Source organism: Achromobacter sp. GW823-FHT04E03, assembly GCF_058796095.1.
This window is the reverse complement of record NZ_JBXAIJ010000003.1, coordinates 446422-466127: the sequence shown is the minus strand read 5'-3', so window position 1 is coordinate 466127 and position 19706 is coordinate 446422. Positions and strand designations below refer to the sequence as shown.

The 19706-nt window shown below is 65.8% G+C and carries 19 protein-coding genes; 10 read left to right on the top strand and 9 right to left on the bottom strand.

The window, feature by feature from the left end; translation table 11 throughout:
* Positions 1-17 precede the first annotated feature (17 nt).
* The 6 genes from gsiB to AC1RHV_RS21715 all read left to right on the top strand — a co-directional run bounded on the left by gsiB (position 18) and on the right by AC1RHV_RS21715 (position 7341).
* Positions 18-1571, top strand: a complete 1554-nt coding sequence (gsiB, locus tag AC1RHV_RS21740; protein ID WP_054450705.1) for a glutathione ABC transporter substrate-binding protein GsiB — start codon at positions 18-20, stop codon at positions 1569-1571.
* A gap of 89 nt (positions 1572-1660) precedes the next feature.
* The gene (gene gsiC / locus AC1RHV_RS21735; protein WP_013392281.1) at positions 1661-2581 is read left to right on the top strand and encodes a glutathione ABC transporter permease GsiC; all 921 of its coding nucleotides are present in this window, start codon (positions 1661-1663) and stop codon (positions 2579-2581) included.
* 7 nt (positions 2582-2588) lie between these two features.
* Positions 2589-3488: a glutathione ABC transporter permease GsiD gene (gene gsiD, locus AC1RHV_RS21730; RefSeq protein ID WP_054450707.1), complete on the top strand. Its 900-nt coding sequence runs from the start codon at positions 2589-2591 to the stop codon at positions 3486-3488.
* Between the two features lie 108 nt (positions 3489-3596).
* The gene (locus AC1RHV_RS21725; RefSeq protein ID WP_492301949.1) at positions 3597-4691 is read left to right on the top strand and encodes a DmpA family aminopeptidase; all 1095 of its coding nucleotides are present in this window, start codon (positions 3597-3599) and stop codon (positions 4689-4691) included.
* Positions 4692-4711: 20 nt separating this feature from the next.
* A complete protein-coding gene (locus AC1RHV_RS21720) occupies positions 4712-5536 on the top strand; it encodes a M55 family metallopeptidase (protein ID WP_054450710.1) in 825 nt (274 codons plus the stop codon).
* Between the two features lie 14 nt (positions 5537-5550).
* Positions 5551-7341: an aminopeptidase P family protein gene (locus AC1RHV_RS21715; protein ID WP_492301948.1), complete on the top strand. Its 1791-nt coding sequence runs from the start codon at positions 5551-5553 to the stop codon at positions 7339-7341.
* Between the two features lie 72 nt (positions 7342-7413).
* Here the strand turns inward: AC1RHV_RS21715 and AC1RHV_RS21710 are convergent, their stop codons facing one another.
* Positions 7414-8367 (bottom strand): hypothetical protein, encoded by a 954-nt coding sequence (locus AC1RHV_RS21710; protein WP_225590355.1) that lies wholly within the window; start codon positions 8365-8367, stop codon positions 7414-7416.
* 268 nt (positions 8368-8635) lie between these two features.
* On the opposite strand from AC1RHV_RS21710, the gene pyrG reads away from it, so the two are divergent.
* The 4 genes from pyrG (at position 8636) to ftsB (ending at position 12549) form a co-directional block, all read left to right on the top strand.
* A complete protein-coding gene (gene pyrG, locus AC1RHV_RS21705; protein ID WP_054450715.1) occupies positions 8636-10288 on the top strand; it encodes a CTP synthase in 1653 nt (550 codons plus the stop codon).
* Between the two features lie 203 nt (positions 10289-10491).
* On the top strand, positions 10492-10776 hold the full coding sequence (locus AC1RHV_RS21700) for a DUF1330 domain-containing protein (protein ID WP_013392289.1): 285 nt from the start codon (positions 10492-10494) through the stop codon (positions 10774-10776).
* Between the two features lie 4 nt (positions 10777-10780).
* A complete protein-coding gene (gene eno / locus AC1RHV_RS21695; RefSeq protein WP_054450719.1) occupies positions 10781-12067 on the top strand; it encodes a phosphopyruvate hydratase in 1287 nt (428 codons plus the stop codon).
* Between the two features lie 68 nt (positions 12068-12135).
* Positions 12136-12549: a cell division protein FtsB gene (ftsB, locus tag AC1RHV_RS21690; RefSeq protein ID WP_054450721.1), complete on the top strand. Its 414-nt coding sequence runs from the start codon at positions 12136-12138 to the stop codon at positions 12547-12549.
* A gap of 36 nt (positions 12550-12585) precedes the next feature.
* Here ftsB and AC1RHV_RS21685 read toward each other — a convergent pair whose 3' ends face one another.
* The 8 genes from AC1RHV_RS21685 to AC1RHV_RS21650 form a co-directional block, all read right to left on the bottom strand.
* Positions 12586-13320 carry a pilus assembly protein gene (locus AC1RHV_RS21685; RefSeq protein ID WP_225591407.1) on the bottom strand — a complete coding sequence of 245 codons (735 nt, stop codon included), beginning with the start codon at positions 13318-13320 and terminating at the stop codon, positions 12586-12588.
* Between the two features lie 91 nt (positions 13321-13411).
* Positions 13412-14341 (bottom strand): Hsp33 family molecular chaperone HslO, encoded by a 930-nt coding sequence (gene hslO, locus AC1RHV_RS21680; protein WP_054450725.1) that lies wholly within the window; start codon positions 14339-14341, stop codon positions 13412-13414.
* 73 nt (positions 14342-14414) lie between these two features.
* A complete protein-coding gene (locus AC1RHV_RS21675; RefSeq protein ID WP_054450727.1) occupies positions 14415-14936 on the bottom strand; it encodes a gamma carbonic anhydrase family protein in 522 nt (173 codons plus the stop codon).
* 22 nt (positions 14937-14958) lie between these two features.
* Complete coding sequence (locus AC1RHV_RS21670) at positions 14959-16653, bottom strand: acetate--CoA ligase (protein ID WP_313389449.1); 1695 nt, start codon at positions 16651-16653, stop codon at positions 14959-14961.
* 127 nt (positions 16654-16780) lie between these two features.
* Positions 16781-17653 carry a UDP-2,3-diacylglucosamine diphosphatase gene (locus tag AC1RHV_RS21665; RefSeq protein ID WP_119450948.1) on the bottom strand — a complete coding sequence of 291 codons (873 nt, stop codon included), beginning with the start codon at positions 17651-17653 and terminating at the stop codon, positions 16781-16783.
* A gap of 146 nt (positions 17654-17799) precedes the next feature.
* Positions 17800-18708: a DUF2167 domain-containing protein gene (locus tag AC1RHV_RS21660; RefSeq protein WP_492301946.1), complete on the bottom strand. Its 909-nt coding sequence runs from the start codon at positions 18706-18708 to the stop codon at positions 17800-17802.
* A 147-nt stretch (positions 18709-18855) separates the two neighbouring features.
* Positions 18856-19374, bottom strand: a complete 519-nt coding sequence (locus AC1RHV_RS21655) for an RDD family protein (RefSeq protein ID WP_192329966.1) — start codon at positions 19372-19374, stop codon at positions 18856-18858.
* 129 nt (positions 19375-19503) lie between these two features.
* Positions 19504-19692: a hypothetical protein gene (locus tag AC1RHV_RS21650; RefSeq protein WP_006389355.1), complete on the bottom strand. Its 189-nt coding sequence runs from the start codon at positions 19690-19692 to the stop codon at positions 19504-19506.
* Positions 19693-19706: the final 14 nt, after the last annotated feature.

Here is a 19706-nt window from a genome sequence, read left to right as displayed (position 1 = left end):
TGGAACCAGGAGTTGCAATGATGAAAGTTCTGCGCCCCACCAAACTGATGGCCGCCGCTGCGCTGGCCTTCGGCGTGATCGCGTCGCCGCTGGCGCATGCCGCCAAGGACGTGACGTTCGCCGTCTCCATCGCGCTGGAAACGCTCGATCCGTACAACACCAACAGCACGCTGAACCAGGCGGCCGGCAAGGCCTACTACGAAGGCCTGTTCGAGTTCGACAAGGACCTGAAGGTCCAGAAGGTCCTGGCCACCGACTACACCGTCAGCGAAGACGGCCTGGTCTACACCTTCAAGCTGCGTCCTGGCGTGAAGTTCCATGACGGCACCGATTTCAACGCCGAAGCCGTCAAGATCAACTTCGACCGCCCGGCCAATCCGGACAACCGCCTGTCGCGCTACATCCAGTTCAGCGTCATCGACAAGACCGAAGTGGTCGACCCGATGACCGTCAAGATCACGCTGAAGAAGCCGTTCTCGGCCTTCATCAACGCGCTGGCCCACCCGGCTGCCATGATGATCTCGCCCGCCGCGCTGGCCAAGTACGGCAAGGAAATCGGCTTCCACCCCGTGGGCACCGGTCCCTTCGAATTCGTCGAATGGAAGCCGGCCGAATACCTGAAGGTCAAGAAGTTCGACGGCTACTGGAAGAAGGGCTACCCCAAGGTCGACACCCTGACCTTCCGTACCGTGACGGACAACAACACCCGCGCCGCCGTGGTGCAGACGGGTGAAGCGCAGTTCGCCTTCCCGGTGCCGTTCGAGCAGGCCGCCGTGCTGAAGAAGAACGACAAGCTGGACGTGGTCGATCACCACAACTCGATCATGGCGCGCTACCTGTCGATGAACACGCAGCAAAAGCCGTTCGACAACGTCAAGGTGCGTGAAGCCATCAACTACGCCATCAACAAGGAAGCCCTGGCCAAGGTCGCTTTCTCGGGCTATGCCACCATCGTCGACGGCGTCGTGCCGCAAGGCGTGGACTACGCGCACAAGACCGGCCCGTGGCCGTACGACATCAAGAAGGCCAAGGCCCTGCTGGCCGAAGCCGGCTACCCCAACGGCTTCGAAAGCCAGCTGTGGTCCGCCTATAACGACGGCACCTCGGTGAAGGTGGTGCAGTTCCTGCAGCAGCAATTGGCGCAAGTCGGCATCAAGGTGTCCGTCGAAGTGCTGGAATCGGGCCAGCGCGTGCAGCGCGTCCAACAGGTGCAGAAGCCTGAAGACGCCAAGGTCCGCATGTACTACGCCGGCTGGTCGTCCTCGACCGGCGAAGCCGACTGGGGCCTGCGTCCGCTGCTGACCACCGCCGCGTTCCCGCCGGTGCTGAACAACGTCTCGTACTACTCGAACAAGTCGGTGGACGATGGCATCCAGCAAGCCCTGGCCACGACCGACCGCGCCAAGAAGACCGAGATCTACAAGAACGTTCAGGAAACCATCTGGAAGGACGCCCCGTGGGCCTTCCTGGTGACCCAGAACAACCTGTACGTGAAGTCGAAGAACCTGTCGGGCGTGTACGTTGAGCCGGACACCTCGTTCTGGTTCGGCGACATCGATCTGAAGCAGTAAATCTGGCAGTAACTCTCGGGGCCTAGTCGCCCCTGTAAGGCCACATACGGCGGGGGCGCGGTGTCCCCGCCGATGTTGCAGGAATTTCAATGCTGACCTACATCGTCAAACGTCTTTTGGGCATGATCCCCACGCTGCTGCTGGTAGCCGTGGTCGTGTTCCTGTTTGTGCACATGCTTCCGGGCGACCCGGCGCGACTGGCCGCGGGCCAGGAGGCCGACCAGCAGACCGTCGAGCTCGTGCGCAAGGAACTGGGACTGGATCTGCCGCTGCCGCAGCAGTTCGTGCGCTATTTCAGCCACATGCTGCAAGGCGACCTGGGTACCTCCTTGCGTACCAAGCGCCCCGTCTCGACCGAAATCGCCGACCGTTTCATGCCTACCCTGTGGCTCACGCTCGCCAGCATGGTGTGGTCAGTGACCTTCGGCATGATCATCGGGATCGTGTCGGCGGTATGGCGCAATCGCTGGCCCGACCGTCTCGGCATGACGCTGGCGGTGTCCGGCATCTCGTTCCCCGCGTTCGCGCTGGGCATGATGCTGATGCAGGTCTTCTCCGTGAATCTGGGCTGGCTGCCTACCGTGGGCGCCTCGACCTGGCAACACTACATACTTCCGTCCATCACGCTGGGCGCCGCCGTGGCGGCCGTGATGGCGCGCTTTACCCGGGCTTCCTTCGTGGAAGTCATCCAGGAAGACTTCGTGCGGACCGCCCGCGCCAAGGGCCTTACCGAGCGCCGCGTCGTGATCAAGCATGCGCTGCGCAATGCGCTGATTCCCGTCGTCACGATGATGGGCCTGCAGTTCGGCTTCCTGCTGGGCGGCTCCATCGTGGTCGAGACCGTGTTCAACTGGCCCGGCCTCGGCCGCCTGCTGGTGGACGCCGTGACCCAGCGCGACTATCCGGTGATCCAGGGCCTGGTGCTGCTGTTCTCGCTGGAATTCATCCTGATCAACCTGATTGTCGACGTGCTCTATGGCGTCATCAATCCCAGCATCCGTTACAAGTGAGGCGGCCATGAGCAATACGACACCCGCCACGACCATCGCCGCCGCTCCCAAGAACGACGTGCGCACCCCCGCCACCGAGTTCTGGCGCAAATTCAAGAAGCAGAAGCTCGCCGTCGGCGCGGGCATCTTCGTCCTGCTGCTCGTCGTCGTCGCGGTCTTCGCGCCGTGGATCGTGCCGTTCGACCCGGAGAACTTCTTCGACTACGACGCCCTGAACGCCGGACCTTCCACCACCCACTGGCTGGGCGTGGACTCGCTGGGCCGCGACATCTTCAGCCGCATCATCATGGGCGCGCGCATCTCCTTGGCCGCGGGCTTCCTGTCCGTCGCCATGGGCGCCGTCGTCGGCACTTTCATGGGCCTGATGGCGGGCTACTACGAAGGCTGGTGGGAACGCATCACGATGCGCATCTCCGACGTGCTGCTGGCGTTCCCCGGCATGCTGCTGGCCATCGGCGTGGTCGCCATCCTGGGTTCCAGCATGGTCAACGTGATCGTGGCCGTGGCCGTGTTCAGCGTGCCGGCGTTTGCCCGCCTGGTGCGCGGCAACACGCTGTCGATCAAGCAGATGACCTACGTCGAAGCGGTCAAGAGCGTGGGCGCGTCCGACTGGACCATCATCATGCGCCACATCCTGCCCGGCACGATCTCGCCGATCGTGGTCTACGGCACGATGCGCATCGGCACCTCGATCATCACCGCTGCCAGCCTGTCGTTCCTGGGCATGGGCGCTTCGCCTCCCACGCCGGAGTGGGGCGCGATGCTGAACGAAGCGCGCGCCGACATGGTGATCGCGCCGCACGTGGCGATCTTCCCGGCGCTGGCGATCTTCTTCACGGTGCTCGCGTTCAACCTGCTGGGCGACGGCCTGCGCGACGCGCTCGATCCCAAGATCGACCGCAAGTAATCCTGCCGCCGGTCCTCCCTGGAGGGCCGGCGTGGAGGGCGAATCTTTGCGCCGTCGCCCCAGGGCGGCGGCGTTTTACATTCAGGAGCGTGGCGACACGCAGCGAACATGGACAAACAAGCGCTGGACATCCCCCGCATCGGCGTACTGCCAGCGGGACCGCTGGATTCGATCTGCGACGTGGGCGAGGTCGCCGTCGGCCACCGTACGCTGGCCGAAGGCCCGCTGCAGACCGGCGTAACCGTGGTGCGTCCGCATGCCGGCGATCCCTATCTGGATAAGGTGCCGGCTGCCGCCACCGTGCTGAACGGCTTCGGCAAGAGCACCGGCCTGGTTCAGGTGCAGGAGCTGGGCGTGCTGGAAACGCCCATTGCGCTGACCAATACGTTTGGCGTGGGTACGGTGGCCAATGCGCAGATCCGCGCCGCGGTCGCCGCGAACCCTGGCATTGGCCGTGGCATGGCTACCGTCAATCCGCTGGTCTTCGAATGCAACGATGGCTATCTGAACGATATCCAGGCGCTGGCGGTGCAGGAATCGCACTACGCCGAGGCGCTGGCCGCCGCGGGCAAGCCGTTCGAGCAGGGCGCCGTCGGCGCGGGCCGGGGCATGTCCTGCTTCTCGTTCAAGGGCGGCATCGGCTCGGCCTCGCGCCTGGCATCCATTCAGGCCGGACCGCAATACACGGTTGGCGCGCTGGTGCTGGCGAACTTCGGCCGCCTGCCCAACCTGACCGTGGCGGGCAGGCCCTTCGGCCGCCGGCTGGCGCAGCAGCTGGACAGCGGCCTGGCCCAGGCGGGCGAGAACGCCGCCATCGTGCCCGAGAAGGGTTCCATCATCCTGCTGCTGGCGACCGATGCGCCGCTGGACTCGCGCCAGTTGCGCCGCCTGTCGCTGCGGGCCGGGGCGGGGCTGGCCCGCACCGGTTCGGTGTATGGCCATGGCAGCGGCGACATCGCGCTGGCGTTTTCCACCGCCTATACGGTGCCGCAACTACCCGAGCAGCCCATGCCGGCGGTGGCGATGCTGCACGAGGCCCGCATCGATCCCTTGTTCGAAGCCGCCGCCGAAGCCTGCGAACAGGCCATCATTTCCGCGCTGTGGCATGCCGAAGGCGTGACGGGGCGCGACGGCAACCACCGCGCCGCGATCCGCGACGCGGCGCCGCAGTGGCGCCAGTGGCTGTCCGAAACCGAATTCTGAAATCCTCCGAGGCTGATCCCATGAAGATCCTGATTTCCACCGATATCGAAGGCGTCGCCGGCGTCTTTCATTCCGAACAAGTCCGCGCCGGCAACGGCGAATACGAGCGCGCCCGCGCCTGGATGACCGCCGAGGCCAACGCGGCCGTGCAAGGCGCGATCGCCGGCGGCGCCGAAGAGATCCTGGTCAACGATTCGCACGGCGGCTTTCGCAACCTGCTGCCTGACGGCCTGGACGAGCGCGCCCGCCTGGTGCTGGGCAAGCCGCGCTACCTCGGCATGATGGGCGGCCTGGAAGAGGGCTGCGACGCCGTCTTCATGATCGGCTACCACTCGCGTTCGCAGGGCCGCGGCATCCTGGCCCACACCATCAACAGCTTCGCCTTCGCCCGCGTGCTCATCAACGGCATGGAGCTGGGCGAGGCCGGCCTGTACGGCGCGCTGGCGGGCGAGTTGGGCGTGCCCGTCATCCTGGGCACCGGCGACGATGCCTTCATCGAGGAGACCCGCGATACCTTCCCGGGCGCCGAATGGGTGCAGACCAAGGTGGCCCATGGGCAGGGCAGCGGCGTGACCCTGTCGCCTGCTGCATCGCGCCGCGCGATTGCGTCCGCCGCCGAAACCGCCGTGCGCAATTTGAAGAAAGGGGGAGTGGTTCCTTTCCGCATTCCCGCCCCTATAGAATGCCGGTTGCAGACGCAGAGCTCGGCCCTGGCCGACCTGTTCTGCATGTGGCCCACGCTGGAACGCGTGGACGGCGTGACCTTGCGATTCACCACGGATAGCATGCAGTCCGCCGTCCGCACGCTGAACAGCCTGGCCGCCATGTCTTTCATGTTGCGCTAAGGATCCCATCCCCCATGTCTAGCACCGACGCCCGTATTGCCCAATTGCGGCAGGCCATGAGCCGCCGCGGCCTGTCCGCCTATGTCGTTCCGTCCTCGGACCCGCACCTGTCCGAATACCTGCCCGCGCGCTGGCAGGGACGGCGCTGGTTGTCCGGCTTCACGGGCTCGGTCGGCACGCTGGTGGTTACGGCCGATTTCGCCGGCCTGTGGGTGGACAGCCGCTACTGGGTGCAGGCCGAAGCCCAGTTGGCCGGCACCTGCGTGCAGTTGATGAAGATCGCGCTGGCCACGACGCCGGGCCATGTGGACTGGCTGGCGGCCAATGCCAAGGCGGGCGAGGTCATCGGGGTGGACGGACAGGTGCTGGGCCTGGGCGCTTTCCGCGCCTTGTCGGCGGCCGCGGCCTCGGCCGGCGCGGCCCTTGAAATCCGCGAGGATCTGCTGGAAGACATCTGGCAGGAACGCGCCGGGCTGCCCGGCGCCGCCATCTATGAACATGTGGCGCCCGAAGCCTGCGTGACCCGCGCAGACAAGCTGGCGCAGGTGCGCGCCGCCATGCGCACGCATGGCGCCGACGTGCATTTCATCAGCACGCTGGACGACATTGCCTGGCTCTTCAACCTGCGCGGCGCGGACGTGGACTACAACCCGGTGTTCGTCGGCCACGCGCTGATCGGACTGGACCATGCCACGTTGTTCGTGGCCGACGGCAAGATCGACGACGCCCTGCGCGCCGTGCTGGCGGCCGACGGCGTGGAAGTGGCCGCTTATGCCCAGGCCGCCGATGCGCTGGCCTCGCTGGAACTCGATCAGAAGCTGTTGATCGATCCGGCGCGCGTGACCTGCGGCGTGTTCCATGCGATGGATCCGGCCGTGCCGCGCATCGAAGCCATCAATCCGTCCACGTTGCTGAAATCCCGCAAGACCGATGCCGAGCTGGCGAACGTGCGTCAGGCCATGGCGCAGGACGGCGCCGCGCTCTGTGAGTTCTTCGCCTGGTTCGAAGGCGCGCTGGGCAATGAAACCATCACCGAACTGACCATCGACGAGCAGATCACCGCTGCGCGCGCGCGCCGGCCGGCCTATGTCTGCCCCAGCTTCGCCACCATCGCCGGCTTCAACGCCAACGGCGCGATGCCGCACTACCGCGCAACCCAGGAATCGCACGCCACCATCGAAGGCGACGGCCTGTTGCTGATCGACTCGGGCGGCCAATACCTGGGCGGCACGACCGACATCACCCGTGTGGTCGCGGTGGGCTCGCCCAGCGCCGACCAGAAGGTGGATTTCACTCTGGTGCTCAAGGGCATGATCGCGCTGTCGCGCGCCTCGTTCCCGCGCGGCACGCCTTCGCCCATGCTGGACGCCATTGCGCGCGCCCCTATCTGGGAAGGCGGCGCGGAATACGGCCATGGCACGGGCCACGGCGTGGGTTACTTCCTGAACGTGCATGAGGGCCCGCAGGTCATTTCCTACCGCGCCGTGCCGGGTCCGCACACGGCGATGGAGCCAGGCATGATCACCTCCAACGAGCCGGGCATCTACCGCCCGGGCCGCTGGGGCGTGCGCATCGAGAACCTGGTCGCCAACCGCGCCTGGCTGACCTCGGAACTCGGCGAATTCCTGTGCTTCGAAACGCTGACGCTGTGCCCGATCGACACGCGCTGCATCGAGCCGTCGCTGATGCGCGCCGACGAAATCGCCTGGCTCAACGACTATCACAAGACGGTGTACGAACGCCTGTCGCCGCTGGTCGAAGGCGAGGCGCTGGCCTGGCTGGAGCGCCGCACCGCCGCGATCTGAACCGCTGCGTGAGTGCATGAAAAAAGGCCGCGGGCGCAATGCCCGCGGCCTTTTGCTTCGCGCGAAGTCGGGTCAGCTTGCCGGCGTGGCCGTCTTGGCGCGGGGATACAGTGCGAGCCTGCCGATCAGGCAGCCCAAGGCCAGCAGCGCGCCATAGGCCAGCAGCGTCAGGCCGGCGGCCGCATGGGACTCCGCCGCGCGCATCAGTTGTCCCCAGGTCATCGCCCGGACGGCCAGGAATCCCAAACCTATGCCCAGCGCCTGCGCCAGCCAGAAGGCGATGGTGCCGTGGGCGACGGCCCGTCCGAACCGGGCCGCGCCGATCGGGCGCGGCAGGATGTTCAGGCAGACCAGGGTGCATAGCCCCAGCAGGGCCGCAGGCAGGACCAGGTAGCCCAGCGCGTACGCCGTCCAGCCAGCGCCCTGAGCCTGCATCTGCAGGAAACCGCCCAACCAGATCGAAACAGTCAGTTGCCAGACCAGCACGGTCAGTGCGGTAGTCCAGGCGGCATGGCGCCGTTCATAGGCGGGGCCGCCAGCCGGGCCCGCAGGCTGCACGGTCCAGGCGGCAATGCGCACGATGACGCAGATGCCGATGATCTCAAGCACGATGGTCACGAGCTTGGTGATGATGTTCAGGGCCAGAAACTGCCCGATCATGCCGAAGCCGAGCCGTTCCTGCAGCACGTCGCGGTGGTCCATGACGAAGCGCATCAGCGTGTTCTGCAGGAAGGCGATGCCTGCCGCCACGGCCAGGGTGTAAAGCAGAAACAGCGCGATGAAGGTGCCGAACAGCTTGCGGGGCTCGGTCACCGCCTGGGTGTCATGGCGCGCCAGCCAGCCTCGCATGGCTCCCCAGGCGGTCAATCCGGCGATTACCGCGCCCGCGACGATATGGACCAGCAGCGGCGCCAGGAACTGCGGCTGGGTGTACATCTCCTGCATTTGCTCGAACTGGGGCAGGGCCAGCAGGCTGTACGACTGGACCAGCGCCGAGTAAGCCAGCCGCAGGAAAACTGCGGTCAACGCAAGGCGCCAGGCGAGCGAGTAGGAGGATCGGGCGGGATCGGTCATCGGCGGAAGCGGGAGTGTTGAGAAAAAACAGCAAGCAAAAAAATAGGGATCGAACATAGCACGGCGCTGCGCCGCGCCACACAAGGCGATGCCCCTTTCGGCGATTCGAGTGCTGCCAAATGTTACGCCCCGGAGCTAGGGGAAAACCCAAATAAGCTCCGCCTCCCGGCTATAATCCAAATTTCCCGCACGCGCCCGCTCGTCCCGGGTGCTCATTACGATGACCAAATACGTATTTGTCACCGGCGGTGTGGTGTCTTCCCTGGGCAAAGGCATCGCCGCTGCGTCGCTCGCCGCCATCCTCGAGTCGCGTGGCCTGCAAGTCACCATGCTGAAGCTCGACCCGTACATCAACGTCGATCCGGGCACCATGAGCCCGTTCCAGCATGGCGAGGTGTTCGTCACGGAAGACGGCGCCGAAACCGACCTGGACCTTGGCCACTACGAGCGTTTCATTTCGGCTCGCATGCACAAGGTGAACAACTTCACCACCGGCCAGATCTACGAATCCGTGCTCCGCAAGGAGCGCCGCGGCGACTACCTGGGCAAGACCGTCCAGGTCATTCCGCACATCACCAACGAAATCCAGGACTTCATCGCCCGCGGCGCCGAAGCCGCCTGGAACGGCAACACGGACGTCGCGATCGTCGAGATCGGCGGCACCGTGGGTGACATCGAGTCCCTGCCGTTCCTGGAAGCCGCCCGCCAGATGAGCCTGCGCATGGGCCGCAACAACGCCGCCTTCGTGCACCTGACGCTGGTGCCCTTCATCGCGTCGGCCGGCGAACTCAAGACCAAGCCGACCCAGCACTCGGTGCAGAAGCTGCGCGAAATCGGCATCTACCCGAACGCGCTGCTGTGCCGCGCCGACCGCCGCATCCCGGACGACGAGCGCGCCAAGATCTCGATGTTCTCCAACGTGCCCCTGGACGCGGTCATCTCCGTCTGGGACGCCGATTCGATCTACAAGATCCCGGCGATGCTGCATGCGCAGGGCGTGGACAACATCGTCTGCGAAGCGCTGGGCCTGACCCCGCCGCCGGCCGACCTGTCCATGTGGGACAACCTGGTCGAGGCGCTGGAGCACCCGCAGCACCAGCTCACCATCGGCATGGTCGGCAAGTACGTCGACCTGACCGAGTCGTACAAGTCGCTGACGGAAGCCCTGGTCCACGCCGGCATCCACACGCGCTCGAAGATCAACATCGAGTACATCGACTCCGAAGACATCGAAACCCGCGGCACCGACCAGCTCAAGCACCTGGACGCCATCCTGGTTCCGGGCGGCTTCGGCAAGCGCGGCACCGAAGGCAAGATTGCCGCGATCCGCTACGCCCGTGAAAACGGCGTGCCGTACCTGGGCATCTGCCTGGGCATGCAGCTGGCCGTGATCGAGTTCGCGCGCCACGTCGCCGGCCTGGGCGGCGCCAACAGCACGGAATTCGATCCCTCGGCGCCGCACCCCGTGGTGGCCCTGATCACCGAATGGATGGACCGCGAAGGCAAGGTCGAAAAGCGCAACCAGTCGTCCGACCTGGGCGGCACCATGCGCAAGGGCGCGCAGCGCGTGCCGATCAAGCCTGGCACCCGCGCGCAGTCGATCTACGGCGACGAAGTGAACGAGCGTCACCGCCATCGCTACGAGGTCAACAACGTCTACGTGCCGCGCCTGGAAGAAGCCGGCATGGTGATCAGCGCCCGCACGCCGACCGAGAACCTGCCGGAAATGATGGAATTGCCCGACCACCCGTGGTTCGTGGGCGTGCAGTTCCACCCGGAGTTCACGTCGACCCCGCGTGACGGCCACCCGTTGTTCGCCAGCTATATCCGCGCCGCCATCGAGCAGAAGGCTCGCCGCGGTCAGGAGGCGTAATGCGCGTCTGCGGTCTGGAGTTCCGTAAGCGGATCTTCGGGACCGCGGGCCGCCGCCTCAGCGCCGCCCTATACGGCGGCGCTTCTTTCGGATACAACCAATTAGCATCGGATATGCGTCGCCCGGCCGCCTTGCGCGACACTGGCGGCGTCGCCGTATCCGGCGTCAGACCGAAACCAACGCAACTGCTCTGAAGGAATCCCATGAGTGCCTACCTCATCGCCGACGTCTCAGTGACCAAGCCCGCACAGTACGAGGACTACAAGCGTCTGTCCACGCTCGCAATGCGCGCGTACGATGCGAAGATCCTGGTGCGCGGCGGCGATTCCAGGCACCTCGAGGGCCGTGAGCCTGGCCGTACCGTCGTCATGGAATTCCCCTCCATGACCGCGGCCCAGGCTTTCTACGACTCCTGGCAGTACCGCCGCGCCCGCAATGCCCGCGAAGGCGCGGCTGTCATGAATATGTTTATCGTTCAGGGAATGTAAAGTCATGAGTGCTATCGTCGATATCATCGGCCGCGAGATTCTGGATTCGCGCGGCAACCCCACCGTCGAATGCGATGTGCTGCTGGAGTCCGGCGCCATGGGCCGCGCGGCCGTGCCGTCGGGCGCGTCCACCGGCGCGCGCGAAGCCATCGAGCTGCGCGACGGCGACAAGAGCCGTTATCTGGGCAAGGGCGTGCTGCGCGCCGTCGAGAACCTGAATACGGAAATCTCGGAAGCCCTGATGGGCCTGGATGCCCAGGAACAGACCTTCGTCGATCGCACCCTGATCGAGCTGGACGGCACCGAATCCAAGGAACGCCTGGGCGCCAACGCGATCCTGGCCGCCTCCATGGCCGTGGCCCGCGCCGCCGCCGACGAATCGGGCCTGTCCCTGTACCGCTATTTCGGCGGCAGCGGCCCCATGAGCATGCCCGTGCCGATGATGAACGTCATCAACGGCGGCGCGCACGCCAACAACACGCTGGACCTGCAGGAACTGATGATTCTGCCGGTGGGCGCAGGCAGCTTCCGCGAAGCCCTGCGCTGGGGCGCCGAAGTCTTCCACATGCTCAAGAAGCTGATCCACGGCCAGGGCATGTCCACGGCAGTGGGCGACGAGGGCGGCTTCGCGCCCAACGTGGCCAGCCATGAAGCCGCCATCCAGCTGATCCTGAAGGCCATCACCGAAGCCGGCTACGAGCCGGGCACGCAGATCGCCCTGGGCCTGGATTGCGCCAGCTCCGAGTTCTACCGCGACGGCAAGTACACGCTGGCCGGCGAAGGCGGCATCTCGCTGTCCTCGCAGGAGTTCACCAATCTGCTGGCCACCTGGTGCGACAAGTACCCGATCATCTCGATCGAAGACGGCATGGCCGAAAACGACTGGGAAGGCTGGAAGCTCCTGACCGACCAGTTGGGCAAGAAGGTGCAGCTGGTGGGCGACGACCTGTTCGTCACCAACACCAAGATCCTGCGCGAAGGCATCCAGAAGGGCGTCGCCAACTCGATCCTCATCAAGATCAACCAGATCGGCACCCTGACCGAGACCTTCGCCGCCATCGAAATGGCCAAGCGAGCCGGCTACACCGCCGTCGTGTCGCACCGTTCGGGCGAAACCGAAGACTCCACCATCGCCGATATCGCCGTGGCGACCAACGCCATGCAGATCAAGACGGGTTCGCTGTCGCGTTCGGACCGCATGGCCAAGTACAACCAGCTCCTGCGCATCGAGGAAGAGCTGGCTGAAGTCGCGTCGTATCCCGGCTTGGAAGCTTTTTACAACCTGCGTTGATGAGAAGCGCGGCCCCAGGCGCAATCCCGGGGCCGCATCCACGCCACGACTGCTGAGGGTTCCCGCGTATGCGCCTGTTGTTCCTGGTGCTGTTCGTGCTGCTAGGCCTGATCCAATACCCGCTGTGGCTGGGTAAGGGCGGGTGGTTCAAGGTCTGGGATCTGCAACGCCAGGTGGCGGAGCAACGCGAGACCAACGAAGGCCTGCGCGCGCGCAATGCCGCATTGGAAGCGGAAGTGCGCGACCTCGAAGGCGGCTCCGGCGCCATCGAGGAACGCGCCCGCGGCGAACTGGGCATGATGCGCGACGGCGAGGTGTTCGTGCACATCCTGCCGCAGAACACCCCGGCCCCGGCTGGCGGCGCCTCTTTGGCTGCCGACGCCGCGGCCAAGCCGGCCACCCCCGCGCGCGCCAGCGCGCCGGCGGCCCGCCCTGCGGCTACGCCTCCCAAGCCCGCCAATCAGGCCAACGCCCGGCACTGAGCGCCGGCTGCCGTTCCTGTTCATTCCCCGTTCCGTTCAACCGCAGCGCACGCTGCGGCACTCTCCGTACACGATGCCGGCGGGTTGCGGCGTCCTGCGCGCCCAATCCACCGGGTGCGAATGCATCTCCGTTTCCAGTTCCATGCGCAGGGGCAACAGGCCCCGGGTCTGCGCGTTTCCGGCATAGCTGCCGCGATCGGAGCCCAGCGCGGCCAGCAGCGCCCGCAAGGGCGGCAGCAACGGCTTGTGCAGATAGGTCAGCCGCAGCTTCAAGGTGTTGGCCTGAAATATGGTCTGGCCGCCCGGCTGCGGCGGCCGGCGCGCATGCTGCAGGTCCTGGTAGCCGTTGTCGATGGCGCGCAGGCCTGACGCGGCGGGCACCTTGAGATCCGGGCGGGCGTGTTCGCGGAACGATTGCTCGTCGGGCAGCAGGACTTCGATGCGCCAGGGGTGGGTACCCGAAATGGCGGCCAGCTCGGCTTGCTCGTCTTCCTGGCGGCGGCGTGCGCCGGCCTGGCCTTGCGCATCGGCGTACCGCGGCAGCAGGGCCTGCAGAAAGGCCATGCGCATGCGCGCTGGATCGCCGTGCCCGGTGGCGCCGGCGCGTCCCGCCTCCATCAGCGCCAGATAGGCCATCTGGCGCACGCCCTGCCAGCGGGCCGTTTCGATCGCCAGCAGGCCCAGCAGCAGCACCACGGCGCCCGCCACCGCGAATTCGATGGCGGCGGCGCCGCGTTGCCGGCAGGAGGGTGCATGAAAAAAGGCGGTCATGGCTGCGCAGTCTGGCGCAGGCATGGCCGCCTGTCGATGAGGATAAGCCGGCGTGATCGAAACGTCCCGGCGGCCAGGCCGCCGGTGTGGATCAGTGCACCGTGGGAGGTTCGTCCGCGGCCGGAGCTGCGCCGGACGAGAACAAGGTGGCGCAGTCGACGGAGTCGAACTTATACGGTTTGCCGCAGAAGTCGCAGGCCACGTCGACCTGGCCGCGTTCGGCCAGGATGCTGTTGATCTCTTCCTGGCCCAGCGTGCGCAGCATGCTGGCCACGCGTTCGCGGGTGCAGGGGCAGTGCCAGCGCACCGCCAGCGGATCGAACGCCACCAGGGTTTCTTCCCAGAACAGGCGATGGATCAGCGTGTCGATGTCGGTGGCCAGCAGTTCATCGCGCTTGATGGTGCCGGCCAGGGCGCAGGCGCGGTCCCAGGTTTCGGCGGCGTTCTGCTCGGTAAGAGCGGGCGCGTCCGAGCCGCCGTGGTAGGGCAGGCGCTGGATCAGCATGCCCGTGGCATGGTCGGCGTCGGCCGCCAGCCACAGCCGGGTATCCAGCTGTTCGGAGGCTTTCATGTAGTGCTGCAGGGCTTCGGCCACGGTGTCGCCCTGCAGGGGCACGATGCCCTGATAGGCCTGCTGGCCCGGCAGCTTGCGCTGCGGATCCAGCACCACGATGAAACGGCCGTTGCCGCCCGGGTTCAGCAGGCTTTGCATGTTGCCGTCGCTGGGCACGTCGTGGCCTTCGCGCATCTTGACGGTGGCGCGCAGGCTCAGGTCGTTGCGGCATTCCACCACCAGCAGCGCAATGGGGCCGTCGCCCTGGATCTGCAGCACCAGCGAGCCGTCGAACTTGATGTTGGCGGCCAGCAGCGTGGACGCCGCCACCAGTTCGCCCAGCAGGTGGGTGATGGCGGGAGGGTAGTCGTGATTGGCCTGCACGGCCTTCCAGGTCGCGTCCAGGCGCACGGCCTGGATGCGGACGCTGCGGTCTTCGGTAAGGTATTTCTTGAGCTGATCGGTCATGGAGGAATGTTAGCCGATCAGGCCCGTCTATTCCCCCTGCCGCCAGCAGGGTCGAAGCGCCGCCCCGGGGCGCTCAGCCGATCCGTTTCAGCGCGGTCTTGTAGTGTTGGCCGCGCGCCACGTAATGGGCGGTGTTCTTGTGCAGATTGGCGATTTCCTCGTCCGAGAGCTCGCGGACGATCTTGCCGATGCCGATGACCAGGGAGTTGTCGGGAATGATGCGGTCTTCCGGAATGATGGCGCCGGCGCCGATCAGGCAGTTGCGGCCGATGACGGCATTGTTCAGCACGATGGCCTGCATGCCCACGAGGGCGCCTTCATGGATGGTACAGCCGTGCAGCATGGCCTGATGGCCTACCGTGACGTTGGGGCCGATGGTCATGGGACAGCCGTCGTCCACGTGCAGCACGCTGCCTTCCTGGATATTGGTGCCGCTCTTGATCAGGATGGCGTCGTTGTCGCCGCGGATCGACACGTTGGACCAGATGCTGACGCCTGCCTCCAGCGTTACGTTGCCGATGATGTCGGCGCTGTCGGCCACATAGGCCGCCGGGTCGATGCGGGGAATCAGGTCGTCGAGCTGGTAAATGGGCATGCCTAGGTCTCCGGTTGCGGCGTCACGCCTTGGGGGCGTGCGGCGCGTCTGTAATGGCTGCGGTCATCCGCGAGCGCTCTTCTTCGCGCAGGCGCAGGATGCGGCGCTGGATTTTACCGGTGGTGGTCATGGGCAGCTCGTCGACGAATTCGATCTCCTTGGGGTACTCATACGGGGCCAGGCGCTCGCGCACATGTTCCTGCAGGTTCTCGATGATGTCGTTGCGGTCGCGCTGCGCGAACTCCGGCGTCAGCACCACGTAGGCCTTGACCAGGGCGCCGCGCTCGGCGTCCGGCTTGGGCACGACGGCGGCGTTGGCCACGGCCGGATGCCCGATCAGGCAGCTTTCGATTTCGCCCGGTCCGATGCGGTAGCCGGCGGACTTGAATACGTCGTCGGCGCGGCCCGCGTACCAGAGGTAGCCGTCGGCGTCGATCTTGGCCAGGTCGCCAGTCAGGCACCAGTCGCCCTTGAACTTGGCCTGGGTGGCGGCTTCATTGCGCCAGTAGCCCAGGAACATCACGGGATCCGGGTAGCCATGGATGTCGAGCCGGTTGACGGCGATCTCGCCGGTGGCGCCGGGCGCGACCGGCTTGCCGTCCTCGTCCAGCACCGCGACGTTGTGACCCGGGTAGGGGCGGCCCATGCTGCCTGGTTTGGCGGGCCAGCGCTTCTGGCTGTTGCCCACCACGTAGTTCATTTCCGTCTGGCCGAACATTTCGTTGGGCGTTACGCCCAGCGCCGATTGGCACCATTCGAAGACGGTCTCGCCCACGCTTTCGCCGGCGCTCATGATGGAACGCAGGGCCAGCTGGTAGCGGCCGCGCGGCTCCGGCACCGCTTTCATCATCATCTTGAGCGCGGTGGGGAAGAGGAAGGTGTTGGTGACCTGGTAGCGTTCCAGGAGCTCGAATGCGCGCTCGACCGAGAAGCGGCCGCGCGTGCCGACGATGGGGTGGCCGAAGTACAGGGTGGGCAGAAGGGCGTCCATCATGCCGCCGGTCCAGGCCCAGTCGGCCGGCGACCAGAACACGTCGGCGGGCTTGGGGAACCAGTCCTGCGAGGCCACGAAGCCCGGCAGGTTGCCGATCAGCACGCTGTGCGGCAGCAGCGCGCCCTTGGGGGCGCCGGTGGTGCCGGAGGTATAGAGCAGGATGGCCGGGTCCGAGGAACGGGTCTGGACCATCTTGAATTCGCTGGGTTGGCGCGCCAGCAGGCTGCGCCAGGGCAATACGCGTTCGTCGGCGAAGCCGATGCCGATGATCTGCTGCAGGTTGGGACAGTTGTCGCTTACGGCCAGCAGGTTGGCGCTGGAGGCGTAATCCACGATCGCGACCCGGGTTTCGGAGTCGCGCAGGCGGCTTTCCAGGGCCTCGGGGCCGAACAGGGCGGACAGCGGCAGCACTACCGCGCCGACGCTGTAGATGGCCATATGGGCCACCACAGTCTCGGGCCGTTGCCCCAGCACCACACCCACGCGGTCGCCGCGCCCAACGCCCATTTTCACCAGGCCGTTGGCCAACTGATTGGCCGCTTCCGCCAGGCGAGCATAGGTCCAGACCTCGCGGTTGCCAGATTCATCTTCGTAGTAGATGGCAATGCGCCGCGCATCCGGACTGCTGGATGCCCAGCGGTGGCAGCACGCTTCCGCGATGTTGAACTGGGTGGGTACCAGCCAGCGGAATGTTTGGTAGAGCGCCTGATATTGGTCGTTCATGGCCCTATGTTGTGAGCATGTTGCAGCGTGAACGGGTCAAGTTGGCCCGTTGCCCCAGATGCAAGCATGACCTAGAGGGCCGTGAACTGCAACATCCCCGTTGCGTAACGGGGACGCATACGGGTTATCACGGGTGTTTGCCTTGGCGGCGCAGTGCGGAGGGCAGGGCCGGCAGCGTCAGCGAGCGGGGCGGCCGGGCGGCGGGATCGGCTTCGCGATCCGCCATGACAGTGGCCCAGTCCAGCAACTGGAGCTGGCCGTCGTGCGTCTCCGCCAGGGCGGACAGGCTCTCCACCCAGTCGCCGTCGTTGCAGTAGAGGATCTCGCCCACGTAGCGCAGTTCGGCCTTGTGGATATGGCCGCAGACCACGCCGTCCAGGCCCCGTCGCCGGGCTTCGCCCGCCAGCGCCTCTTCGAAGTCCGTGATGAAGGACACGGCGTTCTTGACCTTGTGCTTCAGGTATTGCGACAGGGACCAGTAATGCAGTCCCAGGCGGTGGCGCAGCCGGTTGAAATGATGGTTGATCCACAGCGCCAGTTGGTAGAGCCCGTCGCCCAGGTGGGCCAGCCAGCGGCTGTGCTGGATCACGCCGTCGAACTGGTCGCCATGCAGCACCAGCAGGCGCTGCCCCTTGGCGGTGGTGTGCACGTCCTCGTCCAGGATCTCGATGTCGCCGAAGGCATAGCCAGCGAACTCGCGCGCGAATTCGTCATGGTTGCCCGGGATGAATACGACCCGGGTGCCGTTGCGCGCCTTGCGCAGGATGCGCTGGATGACGTCGTTGTGCGCCCGGGGCCAGTGCCAGTGCTTGCGCAGCTGCCAGCCGTCGACGATGTCCCCCACCAGGTAGAGCGTGTCGGAATCGTTGTGGTCCAGGAAGTCGAGGAGGAATTCCGCCTTGCACCCGGCGGTGCCCAGGTGAATATCGGAAATCCAGAGGGCGCGCCAGTGCGCGGGGCGGATTTCGTTCACGGTCGCTTTCCCAGGGGCTGTGCTCATGCCTGGGAATGAAACCATCCGGCGATGACCGGAACGTGAACGCTGCGTGACGCTGTTGTGACGGCGGGCGAGGCTCTGCGATGCACGGCGGACCGCCGTGCATCGGGTTCATGGGTTCGGGGGGGGGCCGCGACCGGAGTCGGCAGTCAGGGCTGCTGCGGGTTGGCCTTCTTGGCCCGCAGGCGCTTCCAGATGCCGCCGCCCAGCGCGGCCGCGGCCAGCAGGCCGACCTTGGCGAACTTGGCCAGGAAGGCGGCGATCACGGCGAACAGGCCCAGTTTCTTGGCCGCTACGCCAGCCACCAGGGCGGCCAGGCCGTACTCGGCCACCTTGTCGGTCGAGGAGTTGAAGTCGGCGTAGCGCTTGCCTTCGACGTAGTTCAGGTTGTCCAGCAGGGTCAGCACGGCCGTCTTGTCCTTGGGCACCATGCTCTTCTGCGTGATCAGGTCCAGCGTGATGTAGCCGTCGCGGCCCAGCGCGTAGGTGTTGTAGTTGACGGTGGGGTTCTCGGTGGCGCTTTCGCCCTTGTGCTTGACCGCGACCGACCAGACCAGGCGCTGCGAGTGGCTGTCGTACTTCGGCGCCTCGACCCAGCCGTCCATGATCAGTTCGGGGAAGCCACGCTTCTTGCGCTCTTCGTTGGATTGCTCGGTGCCTTCGCGCAGGCTGTCCAGCAATTCGTTGACGTTCCAGTTCTTGGCGTCGTCGTCCTTGATGTAGCCGGCCTTGTCGAAATTGACGGTGATGACCCAATCGTCATCGTCGCTCTTGGGCATCACCACGCCCAGCAGGGAAGGATCCTTGCCGTTGCCGTAGGCCGCCATCAGCCGGTCCGCCTGCAGGCGCGGCACGAAGAACATGGATTCGGGCAGATGCACGACCGCCTGCTCGCCCAGCTTGACGTCGGCGGGCCCTTCCTGGGCAGCGGCGAAGGCGGCCTTGGTGGCCGCTTCGATTTCCTGTTGGGCGGCGGCGTTCTGCGCCAGGGCGCCGGCGGGCAGCAGGAACAGGGCGCTGGCGGCGGCCAGCGCAACACGGGAAAGGAAAGCGCGCATGATGGTTCTAGGGCGTCTGAAAAAAGGGGCCCCATTGTCTTTGCGGTCGACTTTCAACTTTCTGAAAGCAAAAGGCTAATTCGGCGCACGATGTTGCCGTTTGTCGCAGAATGTATACGGCGCGGCGGCTGACGCTGCCTGCGCAGGCTAGCGGGCCTTCTTGTGGCGCGGCGCGTTGCGCAGCCGCGTGCCCAGGATGCGATCGTGCAGGAACTGGCCGTCGGGATCGAACCAGGACCAGACGAAGATGGTGAAGGGCGCGGCGACGATGAACATGTCCATCGAAGGCCAGCCGGTGGCGCTGGCGGCCGCCCACACGACCGCCGCGCCGGCCAGCACCAGAGGCCAGACCAGGATGTAGCGCAACATCAGGCGGGTCGTGGACGGGGTGTTGCCGTCGCGGTCGACCAGGCGGATGTTCCAGGTTTTCATGGGCAGGGTCTGGCCGCGGCGGCGCCAGCACAGCACGAAATACGCTCCGATGGCGACGAACAGCCAGGCCTGCCGGGCGCCGCGCAATTCCAGCGCGTTCTTGCTCTGGGTCAGGGTATCCAGCAGGTAGCCAGCCAGGAACACCACGCCAAACAGCAGCACGGCTTCGTACATCATGCAGGCGAACCGGCGCAGCCGGTTGGGGGTCTGGTCAAGGAGGGCGTCGGTCGTCATGGGTCGCTATTATCCGACAAAGCCCAGGCCTTCCAAGGCAAAAAAAAACCCACCGGTAAGGGCGGGTCTTAAAAGGGGCTATGCAGCCCCCAAGGGGAAAACTGTTCAGGCCGTAAGCCTGGGCCTTGCTCAGGCGGCGGAGTGCGCGTTCTTGGCGCTCGTCTTGCCAGCCAGGGCACGGATGCCGTGGGCCAGCTTACGCAGGCCGGCGGCCAACGCCCGCATCGGGTGCGGACGGAATTGTTCTTCGATAGCCTGGAGCATCAGTTGGCGCTCGAGTTCGTCGGTCAGGCGGATGGTGTTGTTCGGGTTGATCACAATAGCCTCCACGG

Excerpts from the sequence above, each read along its gene's own strand:
- gsiB (WP_054450705.1), top strand. The coding sequence starts at position 18 with ATGATGAAAGTTCTGCGCCCCACCAAACTGATGGCCGCCGCTGCGCTG.
- gsiC (WP_013392281.1), top strand. The coding sequence starts at position 1,661 with ATGCTGACCTACATCGTCAAACGTCTTTTGGGCATGATCCCCACGCTG.
- gsiD (WP_054450707.1), top strand. The coding sequence starts at position 2,589 with ATGAGCAATACGACACCCGCCACGACCATCGCCGCCGCTCCCAAGAAC.
- AC1RHV_RS21725 (WP_492301949.1), top strand. The coding sequence starts at position 3,597 with ATGGACAAACAAGCGCTGGACATCCCCCGCATCGGCGTACTGCCAGCG.
- AC1RHV_RS21720 (WP_054450710.1), top strand. The coding sequence starts at position 4,712 with ATGAAGATCCTGATTTCCACCGATATCGAAGGCGTCGCCGGCGTCTTT.
- AC1RHV_RS21715 (WP_492301948.1), top strand. The coding sequence starts at position 5,551 with ATGTCTAGCACCGACGCCCGTATTGCCCAATTGCGGCAGGCCATGAGC.
- pyrG (WP_054450715.1), top strand. The coding sequence starts at position 8,636 with ATGACCAAATACGTATTTGTCACCGGCGGTGTGGTGTCTTCCCTGGGC.
- AC1RHV_RS21700 (WP_013392289.1), top strand. The coding sequence starts at position 10,492 with ATGAGTGCCTACCTCATCGCCGACGTCTCAGTGACCAAGCCCGCACAG.
- eno (WP_054450719.1), top strand. The coding sequence starts at position 10,781 with ATGAGTGCTATCGTCGATATCATCGGCCGCGAGATTCTGGATTCGCGC.
- ftsB (WP_054450721.1), top strand. The coding sequence starts at position 12,136 with ATGCGCCTGTTGTTCCTGGTGCTGTTCGTGCTGCTAGGCCTGATCCAA.
- AC1RHV_RS21685 (WP_225591407.1), bottom strand. The coding sequence starts at position 13,320 with ATGACCGCCTTTTTTCATGCACCCTCCTGCCGGCAACGCGGCGCCGCC.
- hslO (WP_054450725.1), bottom strand. The coding sequence starts at position 14,341 with ATGACCGATCAGCTCAAGAAATACCTTACCGAAGACCGCAGCGTCCGC.
- AC1RHV_RS21675 (WP_054450727.1), bottom strand. The coding sequence starts at position 14,936 with ATGCCCATTTACCAGCTCGACGACCTGATTCCCCGCATCGACCCGGCG.
- AC1RHV_RS21670 (WP_313389449.1), bottom strand. The coding sequence starts at position 16,653 with ATGAACGACCAATATCAGGCGCTCTACCAAACATTCCGCTGGCTGGTA.
- AC1RHV_RS21665 (WP_119450948.1), bottom strand. The coding sequence starts at position 17,653 with ATGAGCACAGCCCCTGGGAAAGCGACCGTGAACGAAATCCGCCCCGCG.
- AC1RHV_RS21660 (WP_492301946.1), bottom strand. The coding sequence starts at position 18,708 with ATGCGCGCTTTCCTTTCCCGTGTTGCGCTGGCCGCCGCCAGCGCCCTG.
- AC1RHV_RS21655 (WP_192329966.1), bottom strand. The coding sequence starts at position 19,374 with ATGACGACCGACGCCCTCCTTGACCAGACCCCCAACCGGCTGCGCCGG.